At 59.4% G+C, this 20,901-nt stretch carries 19 protein-coding genes; 8 read left to right on the forward strand and 11 right to left on the reverse strand.

Annotation, left to right across the window (positions count from 1 at the left end; genetic code table 11):
• Nucleotides 1-51 precede the first annotated feature (51 nt).
• The 3 genes from ACYJRZ_RS24165 to ACYJRZ_RS24175 are packed head-to-tail and all read left to right on the forward strand — an operon-like array spanning nt 52 to nt 2,350.
• A complete protein-coding gene (locus ACYJRZ_RS24165; RefSeq protein ID WP_459463300.1) occupies nt 52-288 on the forward strand; it encodes a PepSY domain-containing protein in 237 nt (78 codons plus the stop codon).
• Between the two features lie 2 nt (nt 289-290).
• Nucleotides 291-962, forward strand: coding sequence for a response regulator transcription factor (locus ACYJRZ_RS24170; protein WP_015342375.1), 672 nt, complete (start codon nt 291-293; stop codon nt 960-962).
• A complete protein-coding gene (locus ACYJRZ_RS24175) occupies nt 959-2,350 on the forward strand; it encodes an ATP-binding protein (protein WP_459463302.1) in 1,392 nt (463 codons plus the stop codon). Before ACYJRZ_RS24170 ends, ACYJRZ_RS24175 begins: the two co-directional genes overlap by 4 nt.
• Nucleotides 2,351-2,435: 85 nt before the next feature.
• Here the strand turns inward: ACYJRZ_RS24175 and mcpU are convergent, their stop codons facing one another.
• Nucleotides 2,436-4,523 (reverse strand): methyl-accepting chemotaxis protein McpU, encoded by a 2,088-nt coding sequence (mcpU, locus tag ACYJRZ_RS24180; RefSeq protein ID WP_459463304.1) that lies wholly within the window; start codon nt 4,521-4,523, stop codon nt 2,436-2,438.
• Nucleotides 4,524-5,200: 677 nt separating this feature from the next.
• Here mcpU and ACYJRZ_RS24185 point away from each other — a divergent pair.
• Nucleotides 5,201-6,886 (forward strand): Na/Pi cotransporter family protein, encoded by a 1,686-nt coding sequence (locus ACYJRZ_RS24185; protein ID WP_459463306.1) that lies wholly within the window; start codon nt 5,201-5,203, stop codon nt 6,884-6,886.
• Between the two features lie 62 nt (nt 6,887-6,948).
• On the opposite strand, the gene ACYJRZ_RS24190 is transcribed toward ACYJRZ_RS24185, so the two are convergent.
• From ACYJRZ_RS24190 to ACYJRZ_RS24210, 5 genes are all read right to left on the reverse strand, one after another.
• Nucleotides 6,949-7,866, reverse strand: a complete 918-nt coding sequence (locus ACYJRZ_RS24190) for a homocysteine S-methyltransferase family protein (protein ID WP_459463308.1) — start codon at nt 7,864-7,866, stop codon at nt 6,949-6,951.
• Nucleotides 7,867-7,929: 63 nt separating this feature from the next.
• Nucleotides 7,930-8,619 carry an ABC transporter permease gene (locus ACYJRZ_RS24195; protein ID WP_459463310.1) on the reverse strand — a complete coding sequence of 230 codons (690 nt, stop codon included), beginning with the start codon at nt 8,617-8,619 and terminating at the stop codon, nt 7,930-7,932.
• Nucleotides 8,620-8,630: 11 nt separating this feature from the next.
• Entirely contained in the window at nt 8,631-9,356 is a 726-nt protein-coding gene (locus ACYJRZ_RS24200; protein WP_459463312.1) for an ABC transporter permease, read from the reverse strand.
• 12 nt (nt 9,357-9,368) lie between these two features.
• Nucleotides 9,369-10,142 carry a transporter substrate-binding domain-containing protein gene (locus ACYJRZ_RS24205; RefSeq protein WP_459463314.1) on the reverse strand — a complete coding sequence of 258 codons (774 nt, stop codon included), beginning with the start codon at nt 10,140-10,142 and terminating at the stop codon, nt 9,369-9,371.
• 44 nt (nt 10,143-10,186) lie between these two features.
• Entirely contained in the window at nt 10,187-10,966 is a 780-nt protein-coding gene (locus ACYJRZ_RS24210; RefSeq protein ID WP_459463316.1) for an ABC transporter ATP-binding protein, read from the reverse strand.
• Between the two features lie 171 nt (nt 10,967-11,137).
• On the opposite strand from ACYJRZ_RS24210, the gene ACYJRZ_RS24215 reads away from it, so the two are divergent.
• Entirely contained in the window at nt 11,138-11,620 is a 483-nt protein-coding gene (locus tag ACYJRZ_RS24215) for an Lrp/AsnC family transcriptional regulator (protein WP_459463318.1), read from the forward strand.
• Between the two features lie 58 nt (nt 11,621-11,678).
• Here ACYJRZ_RS24215 and ACYJRZ_RS24220 read toward each other — a convergent pair whose 3' ends face one another.
• The 5 genes from ACYJRZ_RS24220 to ACYJRZ_RS24240 form a co-directional block, all read right to left on the reverse strand.
• On the reverse strand, nt 11,679-13,820 hold the full coding sequence (locus tag ACYJRZ_RS24220) for a beta-galactosidase (RefSeq protein ID WP_459463320.1): 2,142 nt from the start codon (nt 13,818-13,820) through the stop codon (nt 11,679-11,681).
• A gap of 4 nt (nt 13,821-13,824) precedes the next feature.
• Nucleotides 13,825-14,988: an ABC transporter ATP-binding protein gene (locus ACYJRZ_RS24225; protein WP_459463322.1), complete on the reverse strand. Its 1,164-nt coding sequence runs from the start codon at nt 14,986-14,988 to the stop codon at nt 13,825-13,827.
• Between the two features lie 39 nt (nt 14,989-15,027).
• Nucleotides 15,028-15,879, reverse strand: coding sequence for a carbohydrate ABC transporter permease (locus tag ACYJRZ_RS24230; RefSeq protein WP_459463324.1), 852 nt, complete (start codon nt 15,877-15,879; stop codon nt 15,028-15,030).
• Nucleotides 15,879-16,754, reverse strand: coding sequence for a carbohydrate ABC transporter permease (locus ACYJRZ_RS24235; protein WP_459463326.1), 876 nt, complete (start codon nt 16,752-16,754; stop codon nt 15,879-15,881). The genes ACYJRZ_RS24230 and ACYJRZ_RS24235 overlap by 1 nt, the downstream gene beginning before the upstream one ends.
• 116 nt (nt 16,755-16,870) lie before the next feature.
• On the reverse strand, nt 16,871-18,148 hold the full coding sequence (locus ACYJRZ_RS24240) for an ABC transporter substrate-binding protein (protein ID WP_459463328.1): 1,278 nt from the start codon (nt 18,146-18,148) through the stop codon (nt 16,871-16,873).
• Between the two features lie 199 nt (nt 18,149-18,347).
• On the opposite strand from ACYJRZ_RS24240, the gene ACYJRZ_RS24245 reads away from it, so the two are divergent.
• The 3 genes from ACYJRZ_RS24245 (at nt 18,348) to ACYJRZ_RS24255 (ending at nt 20,878) form a co-directional block, all read left to right on the forward strand.
• Entirely contained in the window at nt 18,348-19,493 is a 1,146-nt protein-coding gene (locus tag ACYJRZ_RS24245) for an ROK family transcriptional regulator (protein WP_459463330.1), read from the forward strand.
• A gap of 103 nt (nt 19,494-19,596) precedes the next feature.
• Nucleotides 19,597-19,773: a hypothetical protein gene (locus tag ACYJRZ_RS24250; RefSeq protein WP_459463332.1), complete on the forward strand. Its 177-nt coding sequence runs from the start codon at nt 19,597-19,599 to the stop codon at nt 19,771-19,773.
• Nucleotides 19,774-19,972: 199 nt separating this feature from the next.
• Nucleotides 19,973-20,878 carry a LysR substrate-binding domain-containing protein gene (locus tag ACYJRZ_RS24255; RefSeq protein WP_459463334.1) on the forward strand — a complete coding sequence of 302 codons (906 nt, stop codon included), beginning with the start codon at nt 19,973-19,975 and terminating at the stop codon, nt 20,876-20,878.
• The last annotated feature ends 23 nt before the right edge of the window (nt 20,879-20,901 follow it).

A 20,901-nucleotide genomic window follows, 5' to 3' on the forward strand; every position in this document is an offset into this window, starting at 1 on the left:
CCCCGCTGGCTGTCCGTTCTCTTGGTGGCGGTTCCGCTAAGCTCGCCAGGCATGGAAGCATTAGCTCGCATACATAGCAGTGTTCTGGTCGAAGACGCCGGCAGCTTGCGGCCGCTACGCGATATTTATGCGGTCGTTGCGCGCGAAATGCCGGGAAAGGTACTGCGCATCAAGCGGGTTCGCCGGGCCGGGCGTCAGGCCTATGCCGTGCGTGTGTTGAAGCCGGATGGCAAACGTGGTGATATAGTGCTCGACGGCGCAACACTTGCCGTGATCGAGAGACGCTGAGAATGCGCATTCTAATTGCTGAGGATGAGCCCAGTATTGTGGCGGATATGCGCCGCTGTCTGGAGGACCAGCATTATGTTGTCTCGACCGTGAGCAACGGCGAAGAGGCTTGGTATCGCGGCGATATCGAACACTTCGATCTTGTCATCCTTGATCTCGGACTTCCGAAGCTTGACGGACTGACGGTTCTGCGGCGCTGGCGTGCAGAACGCCGCGGCATGCCTGTTATCATACTGACGGCGCGAGACGGCTGGCGCGACAAGGTCGACGGCATGGATGCGGGCGCCGACGATTATCTGACCAAGCCCTTCCGCATGGAGGAGCTTCTGGCCCGTGTGCGCGCCTTGATGCGCCGCGCCGCGGGGCAGTCCTCTCCAATCCTTTCCAACGGCGTGCTGGAGCTCGACACGCGCCAGCGCACCGTTTCGTTCCGCGGCCAGCCGGTCCAGGTGACGGCGCTCGAATACCGGCTTCTTGCCTATCTAATGCACAATGCCGGCACCGTGCTTTCCCGAACGCAGATCGCCGACAGCATCTATGACGAAGAGACGGAGCTTCTGTCGAACGCGCTCGAAGTGGTCGTCGCGCGTCTCAGGCGCAAGTTTGACGGTACCGTCATCGAAACCCGGCGCGGCCAGGGCTACATCATTCCGCGCGAGGCGCCGCCGTCATGACGCCGTTTTCGCTGCGAGGGCGGTTGCTGCTGGGTTCCGCGGTAGCAATCATCGTCGCGACTTTTCTGGCCGGTGTCGGCATCAATGCCATTTCCGGGCTGGCCGTAAGGGCGCTTGCCCTTTCGGAGATAGACGAGGAACTGCGCGTTCTTCTGGCCGCAGTCGATATCAATTCGTCCAACCAGCTCTTTCTTGATGACACGCCGACCGACTCCCGTTTCGGCATCCCGAACGGTGGATTCTATTGGCAGGTCGGGCGCAACGGCAATGTGGAGCTGCGCTCGCAATCGCTCTGGGAGCAGAATTTGCCCTGGCTCCGTTCGCGCCCTCGCGATGCCGGGCGGGCGACGGATATGAAGGGACCGAACGGCAGCCATCTCCTTGCCGTCGAACGTACCATTTCCATCCCCTCGGCGACAGGCGATCAGATGGTCGATATCCTGATGGCGCTAGACAATCGCGAGCTGGCGCCGGCGCGCTGGCGCTTCTTCTACGCCATGGCGCCATCCCTTGGCGTGCTTTCCGCCGCTCTCATCGTGGCCGTCATTGCTTTCTTGCGATATGGGCTGCGGCCGCTCAACGATCTGCGCGTGGCCCTGATGGCGGTGAAGGAGCGATCCGCACGCAAGATCACCGGTCAGTTCCCCAGAGAGGTCCAGCCTCTCGTGGACGATCTCAACGGGCTGCTTGCATCGCGTGAAACGCAATTGACACAGGCGCGCGCGCGCGCCGGTGATCTCGCGCATGGCTTGAAGACGCCGCTCGCAGCGCTGGAGGCGACGGCACGCCTTCTGTCGGAAGAGGGCATGTCGGAACGGGCTGCGGCCATCCAGACGGAGGTCAGCCGCATGGAGGCGCAGATCAAGCGAACGCTTGCGCAAACCCGCGCCAGCCTGGCCGCCGCCCATACCGTCGGCGTCATGGACGCCAGCGCTGATCTCCAGAAGATCATCTCTGTCATGCGGCGCCTGTCGAGCGAGCGCAAGATCGATTTCGAGCTGGTGGCTCCGCCGGAGATGTGGCTGGCGATCGATGAGGCGGATTTTGCCGACATCACCGGCAACTTGATCGACAATGCCAGGAAGTGGACGGCCGGCAAGGTGAAGGTTCGCCTGTCGCAGCTGCCAGAGCTAGAGGGCGTTGAACTGTGCATCGAGGATGACGGCCCGGGCCTGCCTGAGGATGCGGAGATGGCCTTCATCCGCCGCGGCAAGCGGCTGGACGAGAGCATCGCCGGAACCGGTTTCGGCCTAGCGATCGCCAAGGATCTGGTCGAGGCCTATGACGGCAAGCTGACGCTCGCCCGCTCAAGCCTTGGCGGTTTGTCTGTAACCGTCAACCTGCCGACGCGTCTGGTCAAGGATAAGCAGGCGGCGCTGGAAAATTAGTTCGCTATATTCTGCTCACGCATTGGCGCCCGCCTTCTTATTTTTGCAAGGCAGGCGGGCGCATTGAAGTTCGGATCTTGGTGCCTTAGGCCGCGCGGCGGATGCGTGTTTCGTTGGTAGCCTGCTCGGCAATGCGAAACTGTGCGAGCAGCTCGTTCAAGGTCGCGGCTTCAGCTGCCAGGCCGTGACTTGCGGCCGTCTGTTGCTCGACCATGGCGGCGTTCTGCTGTGTGCCCTGATCCATGGTATTAACTGACGTGTTGATCTCCTGCAGTCCCGTCGACTGTTCGCGCGAGGCCCGCACGATCGCTTCGATATTGCGGTTGATCTCCTGAACGTCGCGCACGATCACCTCGAGCGCTTCGCCCGTCTGGTTGACGAGGGTAACGCCGTTCTTCACCTGCTCACCAGAGGCGGTGATCAGGGACTTGATCTCTTTGGCCGCCTGCGCAGAGCGCTGGGCCAGTTCACGGACCTCCTGGGCAACAACAGCAAAGCCCTTGCCGGCCTCACCGGCGCGCGCTGCCTCGACGCCGGCATTGAGCGCAAGCAGGTTTGTCTGGAAGGCGATATCGTCGATGACGCCGATGATGTTGGAGATCTCGCCGGAGGACTTCTCAATCATGTTCATGGCGCCGACGGCCTTTTCGACGATCTCTCCGGATTTTTCCGCGCCGCCGCGGGCCCTCGTGACGAGCTGGCCGACTTCCTCGGCGCGGCGGGCACTATCTTTCACCGTCGTCGTGATTTCCTCGAGAGCCGCAGCGGTCTCTTCGACCGAAGCCGCCTGCTGCTCGGTGCGCCGCGCAAGGTTATCGGCGGCCGCACGGATCTCTCCAGCACCGGTGTCGATTGCCCGGGCATTGCGGCCAACGGTTGCCATAGCGTCGTGGAGCCGCGCAACCGACGTATTGAAGTCGGTCCGCAGGCGATCGAGATCACCGGCAAAGGGGACGTTGATGCGATGGACGAGATCGCCATTCGCAAGACGGCCAAGCCCATCGGCGAGCGACTGCACGGCGGAAGCGATCTGTTCCTGCTCACTGGCCCTGCGGGCTTCGCGGTCGCGCCGCTCCTGCTCGCTCAGCATCCGCGTATCTTCGGCCTCCTTCGCAAGGCGGCCACGCTGGATCATGTTGTCCCTGAAGACGGCCACTGCCGCGGCCATGCGCCCGAGCTCATCCTTGCGATCGGTTCCCGGAATTTCGGCGGAAACGTCACCGCCGGCAAGCGTGCCCATGGCGCTCGTCATCTGGAGGACCGGGCGGACCACCAATCTCGACAGCAGCATCGCCAAAACCGCGATCAGGGCGATGACGCCGATAACGGTTGCGGCCGCCGCAGCAATCCGGAATTTGGCGACGCCGGCAAATGCGGCATCTCGGTCGATCTGCACGCCGAGATACCAGTCGGCGCGCGGCAAGCCTTGAACGGGCAGGAAGCTGACAAGGACGGGCTTGCCGTTGAAGATCGTTTCGGAAATGCCGGAGCCGATTGCAGGCGTTATCTGCGGAAAGGCATCGGCGAGCTTCTTGGTGACCAGCTGCTGATCCTGATGGACAAGAATGGTCCCATCGTTCTTCACCAGGAATGCCGAACCTTTGCCGCCCATGGTGACCGACTTGATCATCGAAACGAGCGAGCCGAGCGAGAAATCGCTCGCGGCAACGCCGAACAGCTTGCCATCGCGCTTGACCGGCATGGCGGCGCTGATGATGAGGTTGCCCGTCGAGGCGTCATTGTAGGGATCGGTCAGGACCAGCTTGTCGGCCTTCACGGCATCCTTGTACCAGGGTCGCTTGCGCGGGTCGTAATCCGCCGGAAGCGGCTGATTGGGAACGCTGGTGAAGACGCCCTGCTCGTCGCCGACATAAGTGGACATGAATTCGCGTAGCAGAACGGGATTATCGAAGGCGCTGCTGATGCCGGCCGGATTTCCGGCCTTGGCGGCGGCATTGGCGGCAAGTTCGGTCAGCATGACGCGGGCGCCCAGCCAGTTCGAAATACTCTGAGACGCCTGAAGGCCGGAGGATTCGATCTCTTCCTTGACCGCTTCACTGGCGGCCGTGCGCTGAAGGCTGTCTATGTAAATTGAAAAACCAGAGAGAGCGGCGATGACGACCAGGGACGCCACCACCAAAATCTTCGTCATCAAATTGAAACGGTTTTGCACCGGATCGGTCCTTTACGGTAATCCAGCGTGTCGATAATTGAAGAAGCCGACGCGCCGGATGGGCCAAACGTCATGGTCATTCCAGCAAATGCCGTCATGGCGCCGCGAATGTCTTGGTGAGACATGCGGTCAGATATGCTTGAGAAGCGTTAAGGTGCCTTTAATCACGATCGATCGGAGGCAGTTGCGGAAAGGGCGGCAGCAGAGACCGTATTATAGCCCGTTGAAACCTCAACTTGCGATCGCCTTCAAGTATCTCTCCGCAGAACGTTCCACCATATAGTTGCCGTTGCATCCGATCGTTCGGCCTGGAAATGCGCCGTAGATCGTCTCGAACCGATAGGGCCTAACCGCTTCCGATTTCGTCGTCACGGCCTTTGCGCCGCCCTCGAATCAAAGAGAAACGGCGAGGTTGCGTTGTCGTGGATAGAAACCGTCGCTTTTGGACCGACCTTTTCCCCTAAGGCGCTTATTCGTCATAGTGAAATAGTCTCATCTTGTCAGTGTATCGCAATGATTTTAAATGCAAAAATATTATAATGATAGTTTTGTGACAATCCGGCCTTGCAAAAGATATAAAGACAAAGAAACATAGTCGGCTAATAAAAGTTTGCCGTCTGCAGTCTTGATTCCAGGCGTTTGTGCCAGGAGGGATCGCAGGCTTATGGAGGACCATTATGGCGCTTATTCTCGGCTTCGTCGCTCTGGCTGGCCACATCGCCCTTCTGCTCTGGGGCACGCGCATGGTCCAGACCGGTATCCAGCGCGCATTCGGGCCTGATCTGCGCTCTTTTCTCGGCCGGGCGCTCAGCAATCGTACGAAGGCGTTTTTTGCGGGAATCGGCGTCACCGCCATCCTGCAGAGCAGCACGGCAACAGGCCTGATGGCCTCCGGCTTTGCCGCGGGCGGGCTGGTGGATCTCGTGCCGGCGCTTGCCGTCATGCTGGGCGCCAATGTCGGCACGACGCTCATCGTCCAGGTGCTGTCTTTCAATGTCGCAGCGGCTTCGCCGGCGCTGATCCTGATCGGCGTGCTGATGTTCCGCCGAACCGGGAATTCACGTGTACACGATCTTGGCCGCGTTATGATCGGGCTTGGCTTCATGCTTCTGGCGCTGCACCAGCTCCTCGACCTGATGACGCAGTATGAGGGATCGACGGCGCTCGCCTATGTCCTTGATGCGATTGCCGCAACGCCGGTGCTGAGCATGCTCCTTGCCGCTATTTTGACATGGGCAGCCCACTCCAGCGTGGCAGTCGTGCTGCTCATCATGTCTCTCGCGAGCAAGGGGCTTGTCGATGTCGAGCAGGCCTTCGCACTCGTTCTCGGCGCCAATCTCGGAACCGCGATCAATCCGCTCATCGAGGGCCAATCGGGAACCGATCTATCGGTGAAACGCCTGCCCATCGGCAATATGATGACACGCATTGTCGGCGTGATCGCGCTGATCGGCTTCTTGGAGCCGGTCACGCGCCTGTCGGCGCTGGTGGATAGCGATAGCGCCCGCGCCGTCGCCAATTTTCATACGGCCTTCAATGTCGTTCTGGCCGTGGTGTTCATGCCGCTATTGCGGCCCTATGCCGATCTCCTGACCAAATTGTTGCCGCAGAAGATCGACGACGCCGATCCGACGCGTCCCCGGTATCTCGATCCGGCTGCCAAGGAGACACCCGTCGTCGCGCTTGGCGCGGCAGCACGGGAGGCGTTGAGATTGGTCGATGTCCTCTCCGAAATGCTCGCGGGCGCCAAGACTGCCCTATCGGATACGGATCGAAAGGCGCTGACGCGATTGCGGTCGTTGGACAATATCCTCGACAGCCTGAATACCGCCGTAAAGACCTATCTGACCTCGATCGATCCCGATGAACTCGGCGAGGCCGACCGACGACGCCTGAACGAGATCCTGCTGTTCTCGATGAATATGGAACATGCCGGCGACGTTCTCGATCAGAACCTCTTGCCGCATCTGGCCAAACGTCTGCGTCGGGGCCTGAACTTCTCGAAGGAGGGCCAGCTTGAATTGGCGCGGCTGTTCGATCGATTGCAAACGAACCTGCGCACCACAGCAGCCTTGTTCATGACCCAGAACGAGAGCACCGCTCGCATGCTGGCGGAGGAGAAGGTTATCTTTCGCAAAGCGGAACGCGAGGGTACGGAGGCTCATTTCCAACGCCTGCGGCAAGGCGGGATCGAGACCGTCGAGACCAGTTCTCTTCACCTTGATTTGCTGCGCGATCTCAAGCAGATCAATTCCCATCTGGTCGCCGCCGCTGCCTATCCCGTTCTGGAGGAGCGCGGCGAACTCCTGCAAAGCCGGACTCAAAGCCCGGCTCCGCAGACCGCAGCAGCGGTGCATGACTAAAGGACCTATCTCAGTCCTATGGCCAGCGATCGCCTCCGGATCAATGTTCGTGGCGGCTCTTGCTATACGCTTTGAGTAAGGAGAGCCTTCTTCAGCCGATGAATATGCCCGGCGCCAATCCCGCAGCAGCCGCCTACCATCGTTGCGCCGGCATCGACCCATGAACAGGCGAAGCGCGAATAGGCGTCGTCATTCAGATCTTGCCGGGTCGCATGAAGGCCTTCATTGGCGGCCAACTCGCCTTGCTCGCCTTCGAAGGCATTGGCATAGACGCCGATCTGCAGATTGCGGCCACTCAGCCTAAAGACCTCCGCTGCGACATCGACGGCCTCTCGCATGACCTCCGGTTTGCTGCAGTTGAATAGAAGCGCGTCGGCGCCGGACGATGCGGCCCAGCGGGTCGCATCCTCGGCGGCTTCGCCGGAGCGGAGCTTGGGCGAGGCTCCATTTCTTTGCGCGGCATCATCCGCCAGTGTGAAAGAGATCCAGAACGGTTTGCCCGTTTCGGCGACCGCGACCCGAACCGCCTCTCCCTCCGCGATCAGGCTGAGGGTTTCGCCGAGCCAGACATCGACATAAGGATCGAGGTTTTCGACCAGAACCTTGAGATAGTCCTGCACGCGTGACGGATCGAAATTCTGCGGCTCATAGGAGCCGAAGATCGGCGGCAGCGAGCCGGCGACCAGGATTTTTCGATCCTTGCAGGCATTGGCGGCGTCGCGAGCCAGCCGTCCGGAAAGCGCGATGAGATCGGCGCCTTCCTTCCAGAACCGCTCTTCGCCGATGTGGAAGGGTACTAGCGCGTAGCTGTTGGTGGTCACGACGTCCGAGCCGGCGGCGATGAATTCATCATGTACCTGTCGGACAATCTCGGGCGAATCGACGAGCGCGAGCGCCGACCATTCCGGCTGCTTCAGTTCCGCGCCGAGACGCAGCAGTTCACGGCTCATGCCGCCGTCGAGGATCAAGGGTTTGCTCATGAATGGGATCTCCAGAATGGCTCGGATCAGCGGAGAGGCTTGATCTCTCCTTCGTGCCGTGGGTTAGCGCCGCACCGGCACCTGCGCTTCCAGGAAACGGAAGCTTCGCGCGATGATGGCTGTGATGATGAGATAGAAGACGGTGACGACAACAAGCGGTTCGTAGACCAGCAGCGTGTCCTGGCGGACTTTGGTGGCAACGGCGTAGAGGTCCATCACCGTGACGGTGAAGGCGAGCGGCGTCGCTTTTAGCTGCATGACGATTTCGCCACCGATCGTCGGCAGTGCGATGCGAATGGCGCGCGGCAGCCAGATGCGCCGCGTCAGCGTGAGGGGCCGCATGCCGAATGCGCGGCCGGCTTCCAGCTCGCCTTTCGGAACGGCAAGCAACGCGCCGCGCAAAACCTCCGCCTCATAGGCCGCATAGTTCAGCGTGAAACTGACGGCCGCGAAGAAGAAGCCTTCGCGCAGGATCGGCCAGAACAGGCTCTGACGAATACCCGGGATCATTGGCAGAAGAGAGCCGACACCGTAGTAGAGCAACCAGAGCTGTATTAGCAGCGGCGTGCCCCGGAAGAAGGTGCAGTAGCCACGGGCAAGGATGCGCAGGATGGGGCCGCCACTGACCTGGGCGAAGGCGAGGCCGATGGCGATGACGAAGCCGAAGACGACTGAGATCGCAAGCAGCGACAGCGTCTGCACGGCGCCCGTCAACAAAAGCGGCCAATAGGCGGATATCCATGAGAAGGTCATGTCAACACTCCTCAGGCCAGCTTGGGTTGGCCGCGCCGCACACGCCGCTCCAATAGGTTGAACAGGACGTTGGAAACGAGTGTGAGGGCGAGATAGATGAGAGCGGAAGCCAGGAAAAAGATGAAATAGTGCTTGGTGCTAGCACCGGCGAGACGCGTGGCGAGCGCCAGTTCCTGATAGCCGACGACCGCGACGAGTGCGCTATCCTTGGTAACCGACATCCACAGATTGGCAAGACCAGGCAACGCGTTCGGCAGCAAGGCGGGCAGGATGATGCGACGGAAGCGCAGCTGCGGCCCCATGCCGAATGCCTTCGCCGCCTCGATCTGTCCCACGGGAATCGCCAGTATCGCGCCGCGCAGCACTTCCGTCATATAGGCGCCCTGCACGAAGCCGAGCACGGCGACCGCGACGGCGAAGCCGTTCAACTCGAAGGCCGGCAGATTGAGCGCGGCGAGGAGCCGATTGAGGCCGTCCATGCCCGCGTAGTAGAGCCCGACGATCAGGATCAGCTCGGGAACGGCGCGCACTGTGGTCGTGTAGAGTTCGAGTAGTAGCCGGAGCGGCCTGATGCCCGAAAGCTTGCCCAATGCGCCGCCTGTGCCGAGCAAGAGGCCTATCAGAAAAGCGCCGGCGGAGATGGCGACTGTGGAGGCAGCTCCGGTCAGTAGCACGCCACCCCATCCTGGAGGATAGGGGGAGAGCAGGTCCAGAATGCCTTGTTGGGAGGTCGCCATCGTCGCGATCGTTTACTTGGCGCCGTAGATATCGAAGCTGAAATACTTCTTGGTAATCTCGTCGTATTTGCCGCTGGCGCGCACCGCGGCGATCGCCGCATTGAGCTTTGCCTTCAGCTCGGTGTCTTCCTTGCGAAGGCCGCCGGAAACGCCGGCTCCAAGGACTTCCTTATCGTCGGCGACATCTCCCATCTTGGCGCAGCAATCCTTGCCGCTGTCGCTCTTGAGGAAGGCATCAAGCGCAAGCGAATCGCCGAAGACGTAGTCGATGCGGCCTGCGGCGAGATCCTGAAACGCCTCGTCGAGCGTCTGGTAGGTCTTTTCGTCGGCGACCTTGGCAAAGTACTTCTTGTAATATTCCGACTGGATGGTCGACACCTGGATGCCGATGGTCTTGCCCTTGACGTCGTCCGCCGTCGCTCCGGTCTTCTGGTCTTTCGGGCCGATCAGTGTGCTGGGCGTATTATAATATTTGTCGGTGAAGTCGATGATCTTCGAACGCTCCGCCGTGTTCGACATCGAGGACCAGATGACATCGAACTTCTTGCTCTGAAGCGCAGGAATGAGGCCGTCCCAGGAAAGCTCGACGATCGAGCATTTCTCTTTCATCTGCTCGCAAACGGCGTCCATCAAGTCGATCTCCCAGCCCTGCCATTTGCCGGAGGCATCCTTGGCGAAGAAGGGCGGATAGGATTCGTTCATGATGCCGAAGCGAACCTCGGCCTGCGCCGTCATCGAAGAGAGCGCGAGGGCAAGTCCGGCGAATAAAGTGGAAACCAGTCTCATATAAAGGATTCTCCTAATGGTGTTGTCTGCAAATGGGATGTGGATCAGGTCGTCAGCATGCCGGTGAATTCCCGGCAGCGGGTGCTGATCGGGGCGTCGAAGATCTGTCGGGGCGGTCCTTCCTCCTCGATCCGTCCCTGATGCAGGAAGAGAACGTGGTTCGAGACGTCGCGGGCAAAGCGCATCTCGTGAGTGACCAGCAGCATGGTTCGGCCCTCCTCCGCGAGATCGCGGATGACCTTGAGGACTTCGCCCACCAGTTCGGGATCGAGCGCCGATGTCGGCTCGTCGAAAAGCATCACGGCTGGGTCGATGCAAAGCGCGCGAGCGATTGCTGCTCTTTGCTGCTGTCCGCCGGACAGGAAGGCCGGATAGGCATCGCGCTTGTCGTAAAGCCCGACTTTATTGAGAAGAGCCTCTGCCTTCTCGATCGCCTCGCGGCGAGGAACGCTAAGGACATGCACCGGCGCCTCGATGATATTTTCGAGGACGGTCATGTGAGCCCAGAGATTGAAGCTCTGGAATACCATGCCCAATCCGCTGCGCATGCGTTCGATCTGGCGCCAGCTTTTCGGCAGCATGTGCCCATGGCGTCCGCGCTTCAAGGCGACTTCCTCGCCGTTGACGACGATGCGGCCGCGATCGGGCATCTCAAGCAGGTTTATGCACCGCAGGAACGTGCTTTTCCCGGAGCCAGACGAGCCGATAATGGAAATCACGTCCCCTTGATTGGCGGCGGTTGAAACGCCCTTGAGGACCTGATGTGACCCAAAGCTCTTGTGGAGATCTTCCACGCGAAGAGCCTGGGAGGGCAGCTCTGTCATATATAATTCCGATGAAAAACAATTTGCGGAGAATATCGCGAAGAGGAGCGAAATTTGCGCGCAATTTCTGATCAATTTGCATAAAAAAAGCAAAAATGTATTTCTTGTGCATCTTTTATGATGGAATAGAGATGTCGTTGCTTGATTTCATCGCCGCCCGAAGGAGTGGAAATGGAAAGTCTGGATCGTTTTGATCGCGATATTCTCGATATCGTCCAGCGCAATTGCCAACTCACCGCAGAAGCGATCGCCGAGGAGGTCGGCCTTTCGACATCAGCGGTGCAACGGCGCCTGAAACGGCTGCGCGAGGATGGTATCATCAAGGCTGAAATCGCAGTCGTCGATCGCAAGGCGACGGGGACGCCGATGGTGTTCATCGTCGGCATGGAGATCGAGCGAGACAATTACGATGCTCTTGCGAAATTTCGCCTTTGGGCGGAAAAGCAGGACCATATCCAGCAGGTCTATTATGTCACAGGCGCCGTCGATTTGATTGCCATCGTCACCGCGCGGGATGTCGAGCATTATGACGACATCGCGGCCGTGATCATGGCAGAGAACCCGCAGATCCGGCGTATGCACACGAATGTGGTGCTGCGTGACGTCAAGCTTGGATTGTTCGTACCGCTGGCAAATGGTGACGATGCGGGCTGATCGAGGCCGAGCCGCTGCGCCGAGGCTTCACCCTCGGCGCCGGGTTTTGAGGATCGTGTCAGGCGGATTGCTCGATCACAAGCACGCCGTAGCCTTCAAGCTCGTTTCGTCCCGATATCGTCTTGCCGGTCAGCAGATCGACCCCTGCAGGCAGATCAACAATCTTCATTTCATGCTCGGTATTGAGCACGAACAGCAGCTTCCTGCCGCCACCTTCGCGCAGTGACACTTCGACGCCATTAGGCAGATCCTGCACCAGCGGCGCGGCAACATCGTTGCTGACGAGAAGCTCGCGAATGACCTCCGCAAGCGGCGCGGTAAGGTAGGTGCCGAGATAGTAGACCTGACCATTGCCATGCCCGCGACGCGTCAGCATCGGCGTGCCTTCCAGGAAACGGTCGGACCAGCGGCCGATGATCTCAGTGTCGGCGGATGTCTCCAGCTTCTCGTAAAGGTGGCCCGCTTCCAGCTGACGATTGCCGATCGTATAGGCATATTTGCGCGAGGCCGAGGATGCCGGCGGACGCGGGGACGGTTGGTGGCTGCCGATACCGCCCTCGCGGAAGCCGCTGAACAATCCATCCGCCCCCGGGGCGGAGACAGGTCCGAATTCATAGACGCTGACGCCGGATAGCTTGGAAAGTGCAGTGCCCGGCGCCTGGGTGCGGATGATGTGGTTGTTGTCGTCGCGAGTCCCGGTCATTGCCGACAGGATGAGCGTGCCGCCATCGGCGACGAACTTCTCCACCGCTGGCGACCACTCCTCCTTCCACATGACCCAATGGGGAACATAGAGCGCCTTGATGCGCGAGAGATCATCTTCAGGATGGATGAAGCCGCAGGCAATGCCGGCCTCATAGCATGCGCGGTGCAGATGGGCTGCATCCTGCATCGGGCTTGGCAAGCCGATTGCGTAGGTCTTATAGGCCTCCTGATTATCGAAATCCGCGCCGGCGATGGCAATATCCATGCGGACGGTCGTGCCGAGCAGCTTGTCCTCGATCTTGCTGATGTCGGATGCGAATTGCTTGGCTTCCTCATAACGGCGGCGCGGGACGTCGTCGTGGTCGATAATGCCGTTCCAGTAGATCTCGGCGCCGAAATGCGCCGGCCGCCAGCGGAAGAACATCAGACCGTCCGCGCCACGCGACACCGAAGTCATCGCCATGCGGCGCATCTCGCCGGGCTCCGGCACGGAGGAGGAAAAGCCCGGCTGGCTGCCGAGGCCGGACGCCTGTTCCGGAACGATGAAATTACCGGAATAGGCGCGGCATTGGTCGAGGTGGAAAGCCTGCGTGATCGCGTGACCGCCACCGCGGCGCATCTCGTCATAGAGGAACGGGTAGATATCGAAGCCGATGAAATCGAGATCCTGGCCGAACTGTCCGCGGAAATCGATGTCCACAAGGCCGCCGAGATTGTGGAAGATGAACCATGCGGGATTGGTCGCCCTCAGGATCTCCACTTGATCGTGCTGGAAGAGCGCCGTCGCGAAGGCGAGGAAGCGGTGATAGTCCTGCACATGGCCGGGGCTGGAGAAGGACGGATTCATCGGCTGCGGGAAGACGACCTGATCGAAGGTCTGATAGGCCGTTGCCCAGAAATCGCCGCCCCAGGCAAAGTTCAGGGCTTCGATCGTGCCGTATTTCGCGCGGCAGAACTTTTGGAACTCGATGAGCGCCGATGGCGAGTAGCTTTCGGAGGTCGTCGTATTGAGCTCGTTATCCGTCTGCCAGCCGATGACATCAGGATTGTCGCGGTAGTGCTCGGCCATCGCGCGGGTAATACGCTGGCTGTGCCGACGCAGCACCGGGCTCGTCGTATCGCAATGCTGGCGCGATCCATGGCTTGCTTCTCTGCCATTGGCATCGACGCGCAGAACTTCCGGGTATTTCGCCGTCAGCCAGCGCGGCGGCGTTGCCGTCGGCGTGCAGAGAATGGTCTTGATGCCGTGCCTGGCCAGGCCGGCAATCGCCTTGTCGAAGAGCGAGAAATCGAAATGGTCCTCATGCAGCTCCATGATATGCCAGGCGAATTCCGCCATGCGAACGGTGTTGAAACCGGCGGCCGCCATGCGTTCGGCATCGGGGTCCCAATAACTCTCGTCGACATGTTCGGGATAATGCGGGACGCCGACCATGAAGCCGTCGAGATTGAGCGTCCGCCAGACGGATAGCGGCTTTCTTTCCAAAACTTTCATGAGGTCACAAGCTTTCTTTACAGAGAGGCAATGATGGCTTCGGCCGGCTGAGGGTTCTGCCATCGGGGCCGAAGAGATAGAGGGAGGATGTCGAGGCGGACAGGCTGATTTGCTCGCCGGCGGAAAAGCCGGTGGCATTACCCAGCTGAACGGTGAAATTGCGCGTGCCGCTTTCAGAGCCAATCGTTGCGAGCGGACCAGCATCGACATAGAGAATCGTTTCGCGGCCGAGCTGCTCGACCAACCCGACCTTGCCGTCAAAGGAAATCGCGGCGTCTTCAGTAGAGGAGCCTATCTTCAGCGATTCCGGCCGAATTCCCAGGGTTAGGCTTGCCTGCGGTTTAAGATCGCCGACATCGGCTACGGGAACGAGGACTGTTGTGCTGCCGCCTTCAAGCGCGACTTCAGCAATGCCGTCGCGAAGCGAAACAAGCTTTGCATTGACGAAATTAATCCGCGGCGCGCCGAGGAAGCCGGCGACGAATTGGTTTGCCGGATTATGATAGAGATTAAGCGGCGCGCCTTCCTGTTCGATGATACCTTTGTTGAACACGACGATGCGGCTCGCCATGGTCATCGCCTCGACCTGATCGTGCGTCACATAGATCATTGTCGAGCCGAGCTGCTGGTGCAGCGTCGAAAGCTCGACGCGCATTTGCGTGCGCAATGCTGCATCGAGATTGGAGAGCGGCTCGTCGAAAAGGAAGACCTCCGGCGAGCGAGTGATGGCGCGGCCGATGGCGACGCGTTGGCGCTGGCCGCCCGAAAGCTGCTTCGGGCGCTTGTCGAGCTGGTCGGAAATTCTGAGGATTTCGGCCGCGCGCTTGACGGCAGCGTCGATCTCGGTTTGCGACCGCTTGGCCATCTTCAGGCCGAAGCCCATGTTCTCGGCAACCGTCATATGCGGATAGAGCGCATAGGACTGGAAGACCATGGCAATGCCGCGATCGCCCGGCTCCTCGCGCGTCACGTTGCGGCCGTTGATCCAGATCTCGCCCGAGCTGATGTTTTCAAGCCCGGCAATCGTCTTCAGCGTGGTGGATTTGCCGCAGCCCGATGGGCCGACCATGACGATGAACTCGCCCTTGTCGACGGAAAGGTTGATCGAACGCAGGGCATGATAGCCGCCATAATGTTTGTCGATATTGATCAGCTTTACATGGCTCATGAGTGATACTCCAAATCTGTTCGCGCGGTGCGGAAAGCGTCAGCCCTTGACGGCGCCCATGGTCAGGCCCGCGATGAAATGTTTCTGCATCAGGAAGAACATAAGGACCGGTGGAACGGCGACGAACAGGGTTGCTGCCGCCACAATGTTCCAGGCGGAGGTCCATTCGCCCCGGAGATTGTTAAGGCCAGCTGTCACCGGTTTGACGACATCGCTTTGTGTCAGCACGATCGCCCAGAAATAGTCGTTCCAGACGAAGGTGAAGATCAGGATCGCAAGCGCGGCAAGGGCGGGCCGCATCAGCGGTATGACGACATGGCGCATCGTTTGCCAGGGAGACGCGCCTTCCGCGCGCGCCGCCTGGAACAATTCGTCCGGTAGAGCCGCGATGAAATTGCGCATGAACAGGGTCGCAAAACCGGTTTGGAAGGCGACATGGAAGATGATCAATGCGAAATAGGTGTCGTAGAGGCCAACCGAGACCATGAGATCGCGCACCGGGATCATCATGATCTGCGCCGGCAGGAAGTTGCCGCCGACGAAGAGCGAGAAGAGCAGGGCGTTGCCGCGAAAATTATAGCGGGCGAGCACATAGCCGGTCAGCGTCGAGAATACGAGGACCAACAGCACCGAAGGCAGGGTGATGATGAGGCTATTGATGAAATAGCCCCACATGTTCGTCTGCTGGAAGACCGCCTGGAAATTCTCGACGAGATTGAAGTGCTCGGGCCATGTCCAGTATTTGCCGGCCATGATTTCATCAGCCGTCTTGGCCGCCGTCAGCATGACGGCAACGAGTGGCAGCAGCCAAAGTATAAGGATCAGGCCGACCAAGCCGGCATAAAGGCCGCGAAACGCGGGATTTTCCTCAGGGATTGGGCGAGGATACATCAGCGTGTCTCCCGTTCCATGCGCACCATGACGCGCAGATACCAGGTGATGAAAACGACCATGATGGCAAAGAGGACAGTGGCGATTGCTGCGCCATAGCCGAAGCGATAGGAGAAGATCGACTGCTCGTACATCTGGTAGGCCAGCACTTCCGAGGAGCCGAAGGGGCCGCCCGATGTCATCACTGCGATCATGTCGAAGGATCGCAAGGCGCCGACGACCGTTACGGCAAGGGCAATGAAACCCACCTGGCGCAATTGCGGCAGCACGACGTGCCAGAGCATGTTCCAGCCGCGTGCGCCGTCGACACGTCCGGCCCCGATGATATCGGAGCTCAAATTGTTGAGGCCCGCAAGAAAGAGCACCATGCAAAAGGCGATCTGCGGCCAGAGCGCGGCGGCAACCACGGCAAAGGTGACGAAATGCTCATCGGCAAGCAGAGCAGGTGCTGTCGCACCGAACAGATTGAAAATGAGGGCAAGAAGCCCGTAATTCGGATCATAGACCCAGCCGAACACGACGCCGACCGTGACTGTGGCGAGCACCAGCGGAATGAAGAAAAGCGACTTCAAGATGCGCATGCCGGCGATCTGCTGGTTGACGAGCAGCGCCAGAGCCAGTCCGAGCGGCGGTGCCGCCATGAACATGACCAGCCAGATGATGTTGTTCTTCAGCGAGACGTAGAATTGCGGATCGGCAAAGAGTTCGGAATAGTTTGCCAATCCCACCCAGCTCTTCTGCCCGACGCCATCCCAATCGAAGAACGAAATCCAGACTGATTCCGCCGACGAAGCGATGATGATCGTTCCGAACAGGATGCATCCCGGCGCAATGAAGAGGAGGGGCGTTAGCCAGTTCCTGTGTTTTTTCCACATGGCTCAGACTTCTTGGTTCGATAATTCAAGGCACTTCGGAAGGTGCGGGCTTTTCAAGGCGGCACAGCGGGGCGGTGTATAAAGCCGACACCCCGCTGCGCCTTGGTCCGGGAGGACTATTTGAAAATGCGCGCGCGCGTTTTTTCGAGCCGTGCCAGAATCTGGTCGCGCCGTTCCGGCTTGACCATGAATTCTTGGAAGCCCTTCACACCGTCCTGTGCCATGTCCGGATCGGTGTCGCGATCGTAATATTGCGATGTTCCTTTCACGCTTTTCAGCGATTCCACGGCGATGTTGACCAAGGGGTCCTTGCTCGGCGGGCAATCGTTGCGCGGCGGAATGGTGCCTTCGGCTTCAAGGAAGGCGCCGAGATTGTCAGGTTGATAGAAGTAGGCGAGAAAATCGCGCGCACCCTGCCGGTTCTTCGCCTTGGCCGGAATATGCACGGAGTTGACCGAGAAATCCTCATAACGTTCCACGCCGGGGACGATTTCCGGGAAGGGAGCGAAGGCGATCTGACCCTCGTCGCTTGCCGGGAAGGCGGACTTGATGAAGCCTCCGAGGTCCATCATCGCGGCCTTCTTCTGTGCGAGAGCCGCACCCGCCTGTTCCCAGCCGAATGACGGCGCGCTTGCGGAGAAGAAATTGGCCTTGATGAGTTCTTCCCACTTGTCGAAGACCGGCTTCAGCATCGGGTCGGTATAGGGGATCTTGCCTTCCATCAGCGCCAGGTGCTTGTCGAGACCGTTGATGCGGAGGTTCATGTGGTCGAACCAGCCCCCGGTCGGCCAGAGTTCCTTCGTACCTATGCTGATCGGTGTCATGCCGGCGGATTTCGCCGCTTCGCCGAATTTCAGGAAGTCGTCCCAGTTCTTCGGCGCTGTCCAGCTCTTTTCGGCAAAGACGTCCTTGCGATAGAAAAGACCCCAGAGAATGCCGCCGAGCGGCAGACCGTACTGCTTGCCGTTGACGGTGACGGCCGTCATCGTGGCGCCGAGCTTGTCGCTATAGCCTTCCTTGGTGAACAGGTCGGAAATGTCGTCGAACAGTCCGCGATCGACGAAAGCCTTCATTCGATTGCCGGAGAACCAGAAGCAGATATCCGGGGCGCCGACGACGAGATAGCTGCGGATGGCCGTCTTGTGAGCCTCGTGATCCATATTGTTGATAGTGACTTTCGTCCCCGTCTTTCTGATGAAATCGGCTGCGATTCGGTCGAGGACAGCCCGCTGTCCGGCATTGCCGATATCCGAAATGATCGTCACCTCGCCGCCATTGGCAATTGCCGGGCTATAAAGCGCCGTGGTCGCCAAGGTCACCCCTGTACCGATCATGAACTGGCGCCGAGACGTCTTGATTGCATTGACAAGTGAAAGTTCGTTCTTCGATGTCATCTATTTCCTCCCTAGGCACATCAAGTCCAGGCCAGCCCACAGACATGGGCAGCCGCTAACCTTCAGAAATTACGCAATAAACCGGCAATTCCGCTTGTGCTGATACAAGCAGACATTCCTCCATTGCCATGTGCTATTGCATACCGTATCTTCTGAAAAGCGACAATAGTTAATTTACAAAATTAATTTAAGGATCACCGTGCGCGGCAACCCTGGTACTTCCCGAGCCCTTAACCGGCGGCTCATCCTCAACCTGCTGCGAAGCCGTGGAGCGATGCCGCGTGCCGAAATCGCCACCGTGACGGGCCTGAGCCCGGCGGCTGTGACTTTCGTGGTTACGGAACTGATCGAAGAAGGCTTGGTTCTCGAGGGAAAAGCGCAGACCGGCGCGACGGGACGCCGGCCTGTGCCGGTCGATATCAATTATGATGGGCACTTGGCTGTCGGATTCAAGCTTCGCCACGACAGCATCGATTGTGTCCTGACCGATCTCGCCACGACGCCGATCGCCTCCTTCGATATGCCTGTGCCGGATACGCGACCGGAAACAATGGTCGAGGCGATTGCGACGGCCATCCCGAAGCTTCTTGCCGATGCCGGCCGTACCGGCTCGCCGGTCATGGGGGTCGGCGTTTCCATCCCCGGCGAGGTGGATGCCGTCAAGGGAATCTGCGTCCAGAGCCCACGCTTTGGCTGGCGCAATCTTGCCTTTCCTGAACTGTTGCGTAAGCGGGTCTATGTTCCGGTCTGGATCGACGACGACATCAGCGCCTTCACCGTCGCACAGCGGCTCTTCGGCGCAGGCCGCAATTACAGCAATTTCGCGACGATCGCCGTCGGCACCGGCGTCGGGTCATCGCTCGTAATGGGCGGGGAGATCTATCACGGAAGCCATGGCCTGGCCGGAAAGCTCGGTCATGTCATAACGGTTCCCGGCGGCCGGCTTTGCGAATGCGGGAGAAGGGGTTGTCTCCAGGCTCACACTGCCGAGGCTGCCATGATCGAGGATTGGGGCCGACAGAGAGGCGCAAAGGCCAATCGCGATGAATTCGCAGCCGCTATTGATGGCGGCGATCCGGCGGCTCTCCAGGTCATGGCAGAGGCAGGGGAGCTGATCGGGCGCCATCTGGCTGATCTGGTGAACCTGTTCGATCCTGAGGTTCTCATCGCCGGCGGCGAGGCCATGCAGTTCGGTGAAGCGATTCTTGAGCCGATACGGCGTTCGATGGCAAAATATGTCTTCTTGAATATGCCGGAATTGCTTCCTGATTGGGTGCCGGGTTCATGGGCGCGGGGGGCTGCTGCCCTCGCGACCCAGCACTTCTTTGATCTGGATGTTGAATAACTGCTGTGCGCATGGTCCGCATATGTGGATCGTGCCCCAGGAAAATGGATAGGGCTCCAGTTCAAAGGTCCGGCTCTCCCAAGAATGGCCAAAACAAACTGATATGTTTTCCGCTGACATCGGCAATGACCTGTTCGAGACGATCGGCAATCAAGCGCGTATGGTCTTCCCGCTTCGCGAATGGGAGCGCCTTTCGGTCATCGATCAACCGTTGCCGCTGTATCTTTCACTACGCGAAAATATCAGAGATCCGGCTCCGGCCGGCGAGATGCCGCTATAGGCTGGGTCGACCTCATGTAGCACGCAGGCGAGCGATTCAAATTCGCGAGTTTCTTCGTCGGATTGATGTCGATCTGATTTTGCCATTCGCTTCCAATTCTCCAGTTCCGGGCTGAATGCCGAAACTTACTTGAGCTGCGAAAATGATTTTTATATAGGGAACGATAGGGCGTCTTAATTCCTGAATCGAGATCTTTTCAGTGGACCTTTCATCGATCGAAATATTTCTGGCGGTCGCGAGCGATCGCAGTGTGACCAAGGCCGCGAAAGCCGTCGGGCGCGTGCCGTCGAATGTGACGACGCGTATTCAGCAGTTGGAAGAGGATCTCGGCGTCCTCCTCTTCAGCCGCGACGGCAAGAAGATGACGCTGACGAAAGAAGGCGAGACATTTCAGGTCTATGCCAATCGACTTGCAGCACTTGCCCTTGAGGCACGCCAGGCGGTCAGGCCCCAACGCCCAACGGGGACATTACGTTTGGGAACGATGGAAAGCACGGCGGCAAGCCGGCTGCCTGCGGCGCTCAGCCGATTCAATCACATGTGGCCCGATGTATCGCTCAAGCTGACGCTTGGCGCTTCCCGCGACCTTGCCCGAGATGTTCTGCGCGGTGTTTTGGATTGCGCGCTGATTGCCCATCCGCCAAAAGCGATATTGGATCAGGATCCGGATTTTGCGGCTGAGCTCAAGCAGCTTGAAGCCGAACCGGTATTTGCCGAGGATCTGTTGCTCCTGCTGCCGGCGGGACACTCGTCGATCCGGTCGGCCGCCGATTTGCGGGTCGGATCCATTGCCGCCCTGGAGCCGGGATGTACTTATCGTAGGATTGCGGAAGGCTGGGTACGCCAGTCGGGCACTTTGCCGACGACCGAATTTGGTTCCTATCATGCCATTCTGGCGAGTGTAGCGACCGGCAACGCCGCCGGTGTGATGCCAAGGTCGGTTCTCGATCTCATGCACTGGCCGGCGTCGTCCGTGACACATCAGCTTGCCGTCGTCGATACGATTCTGATCTCCCGCAAGAATGATCACCCGAGTTCATTCGATGCGTTTCATGAAGTCCTCGGCGCCACCAGGGGCAAAATCCTGCCGCTATTGTCGAATTAGCCGGCGTCGTGCCGTTCATTCTC

The organism is Rhizobium sp. No.120 (assembly GCF_054558365.1).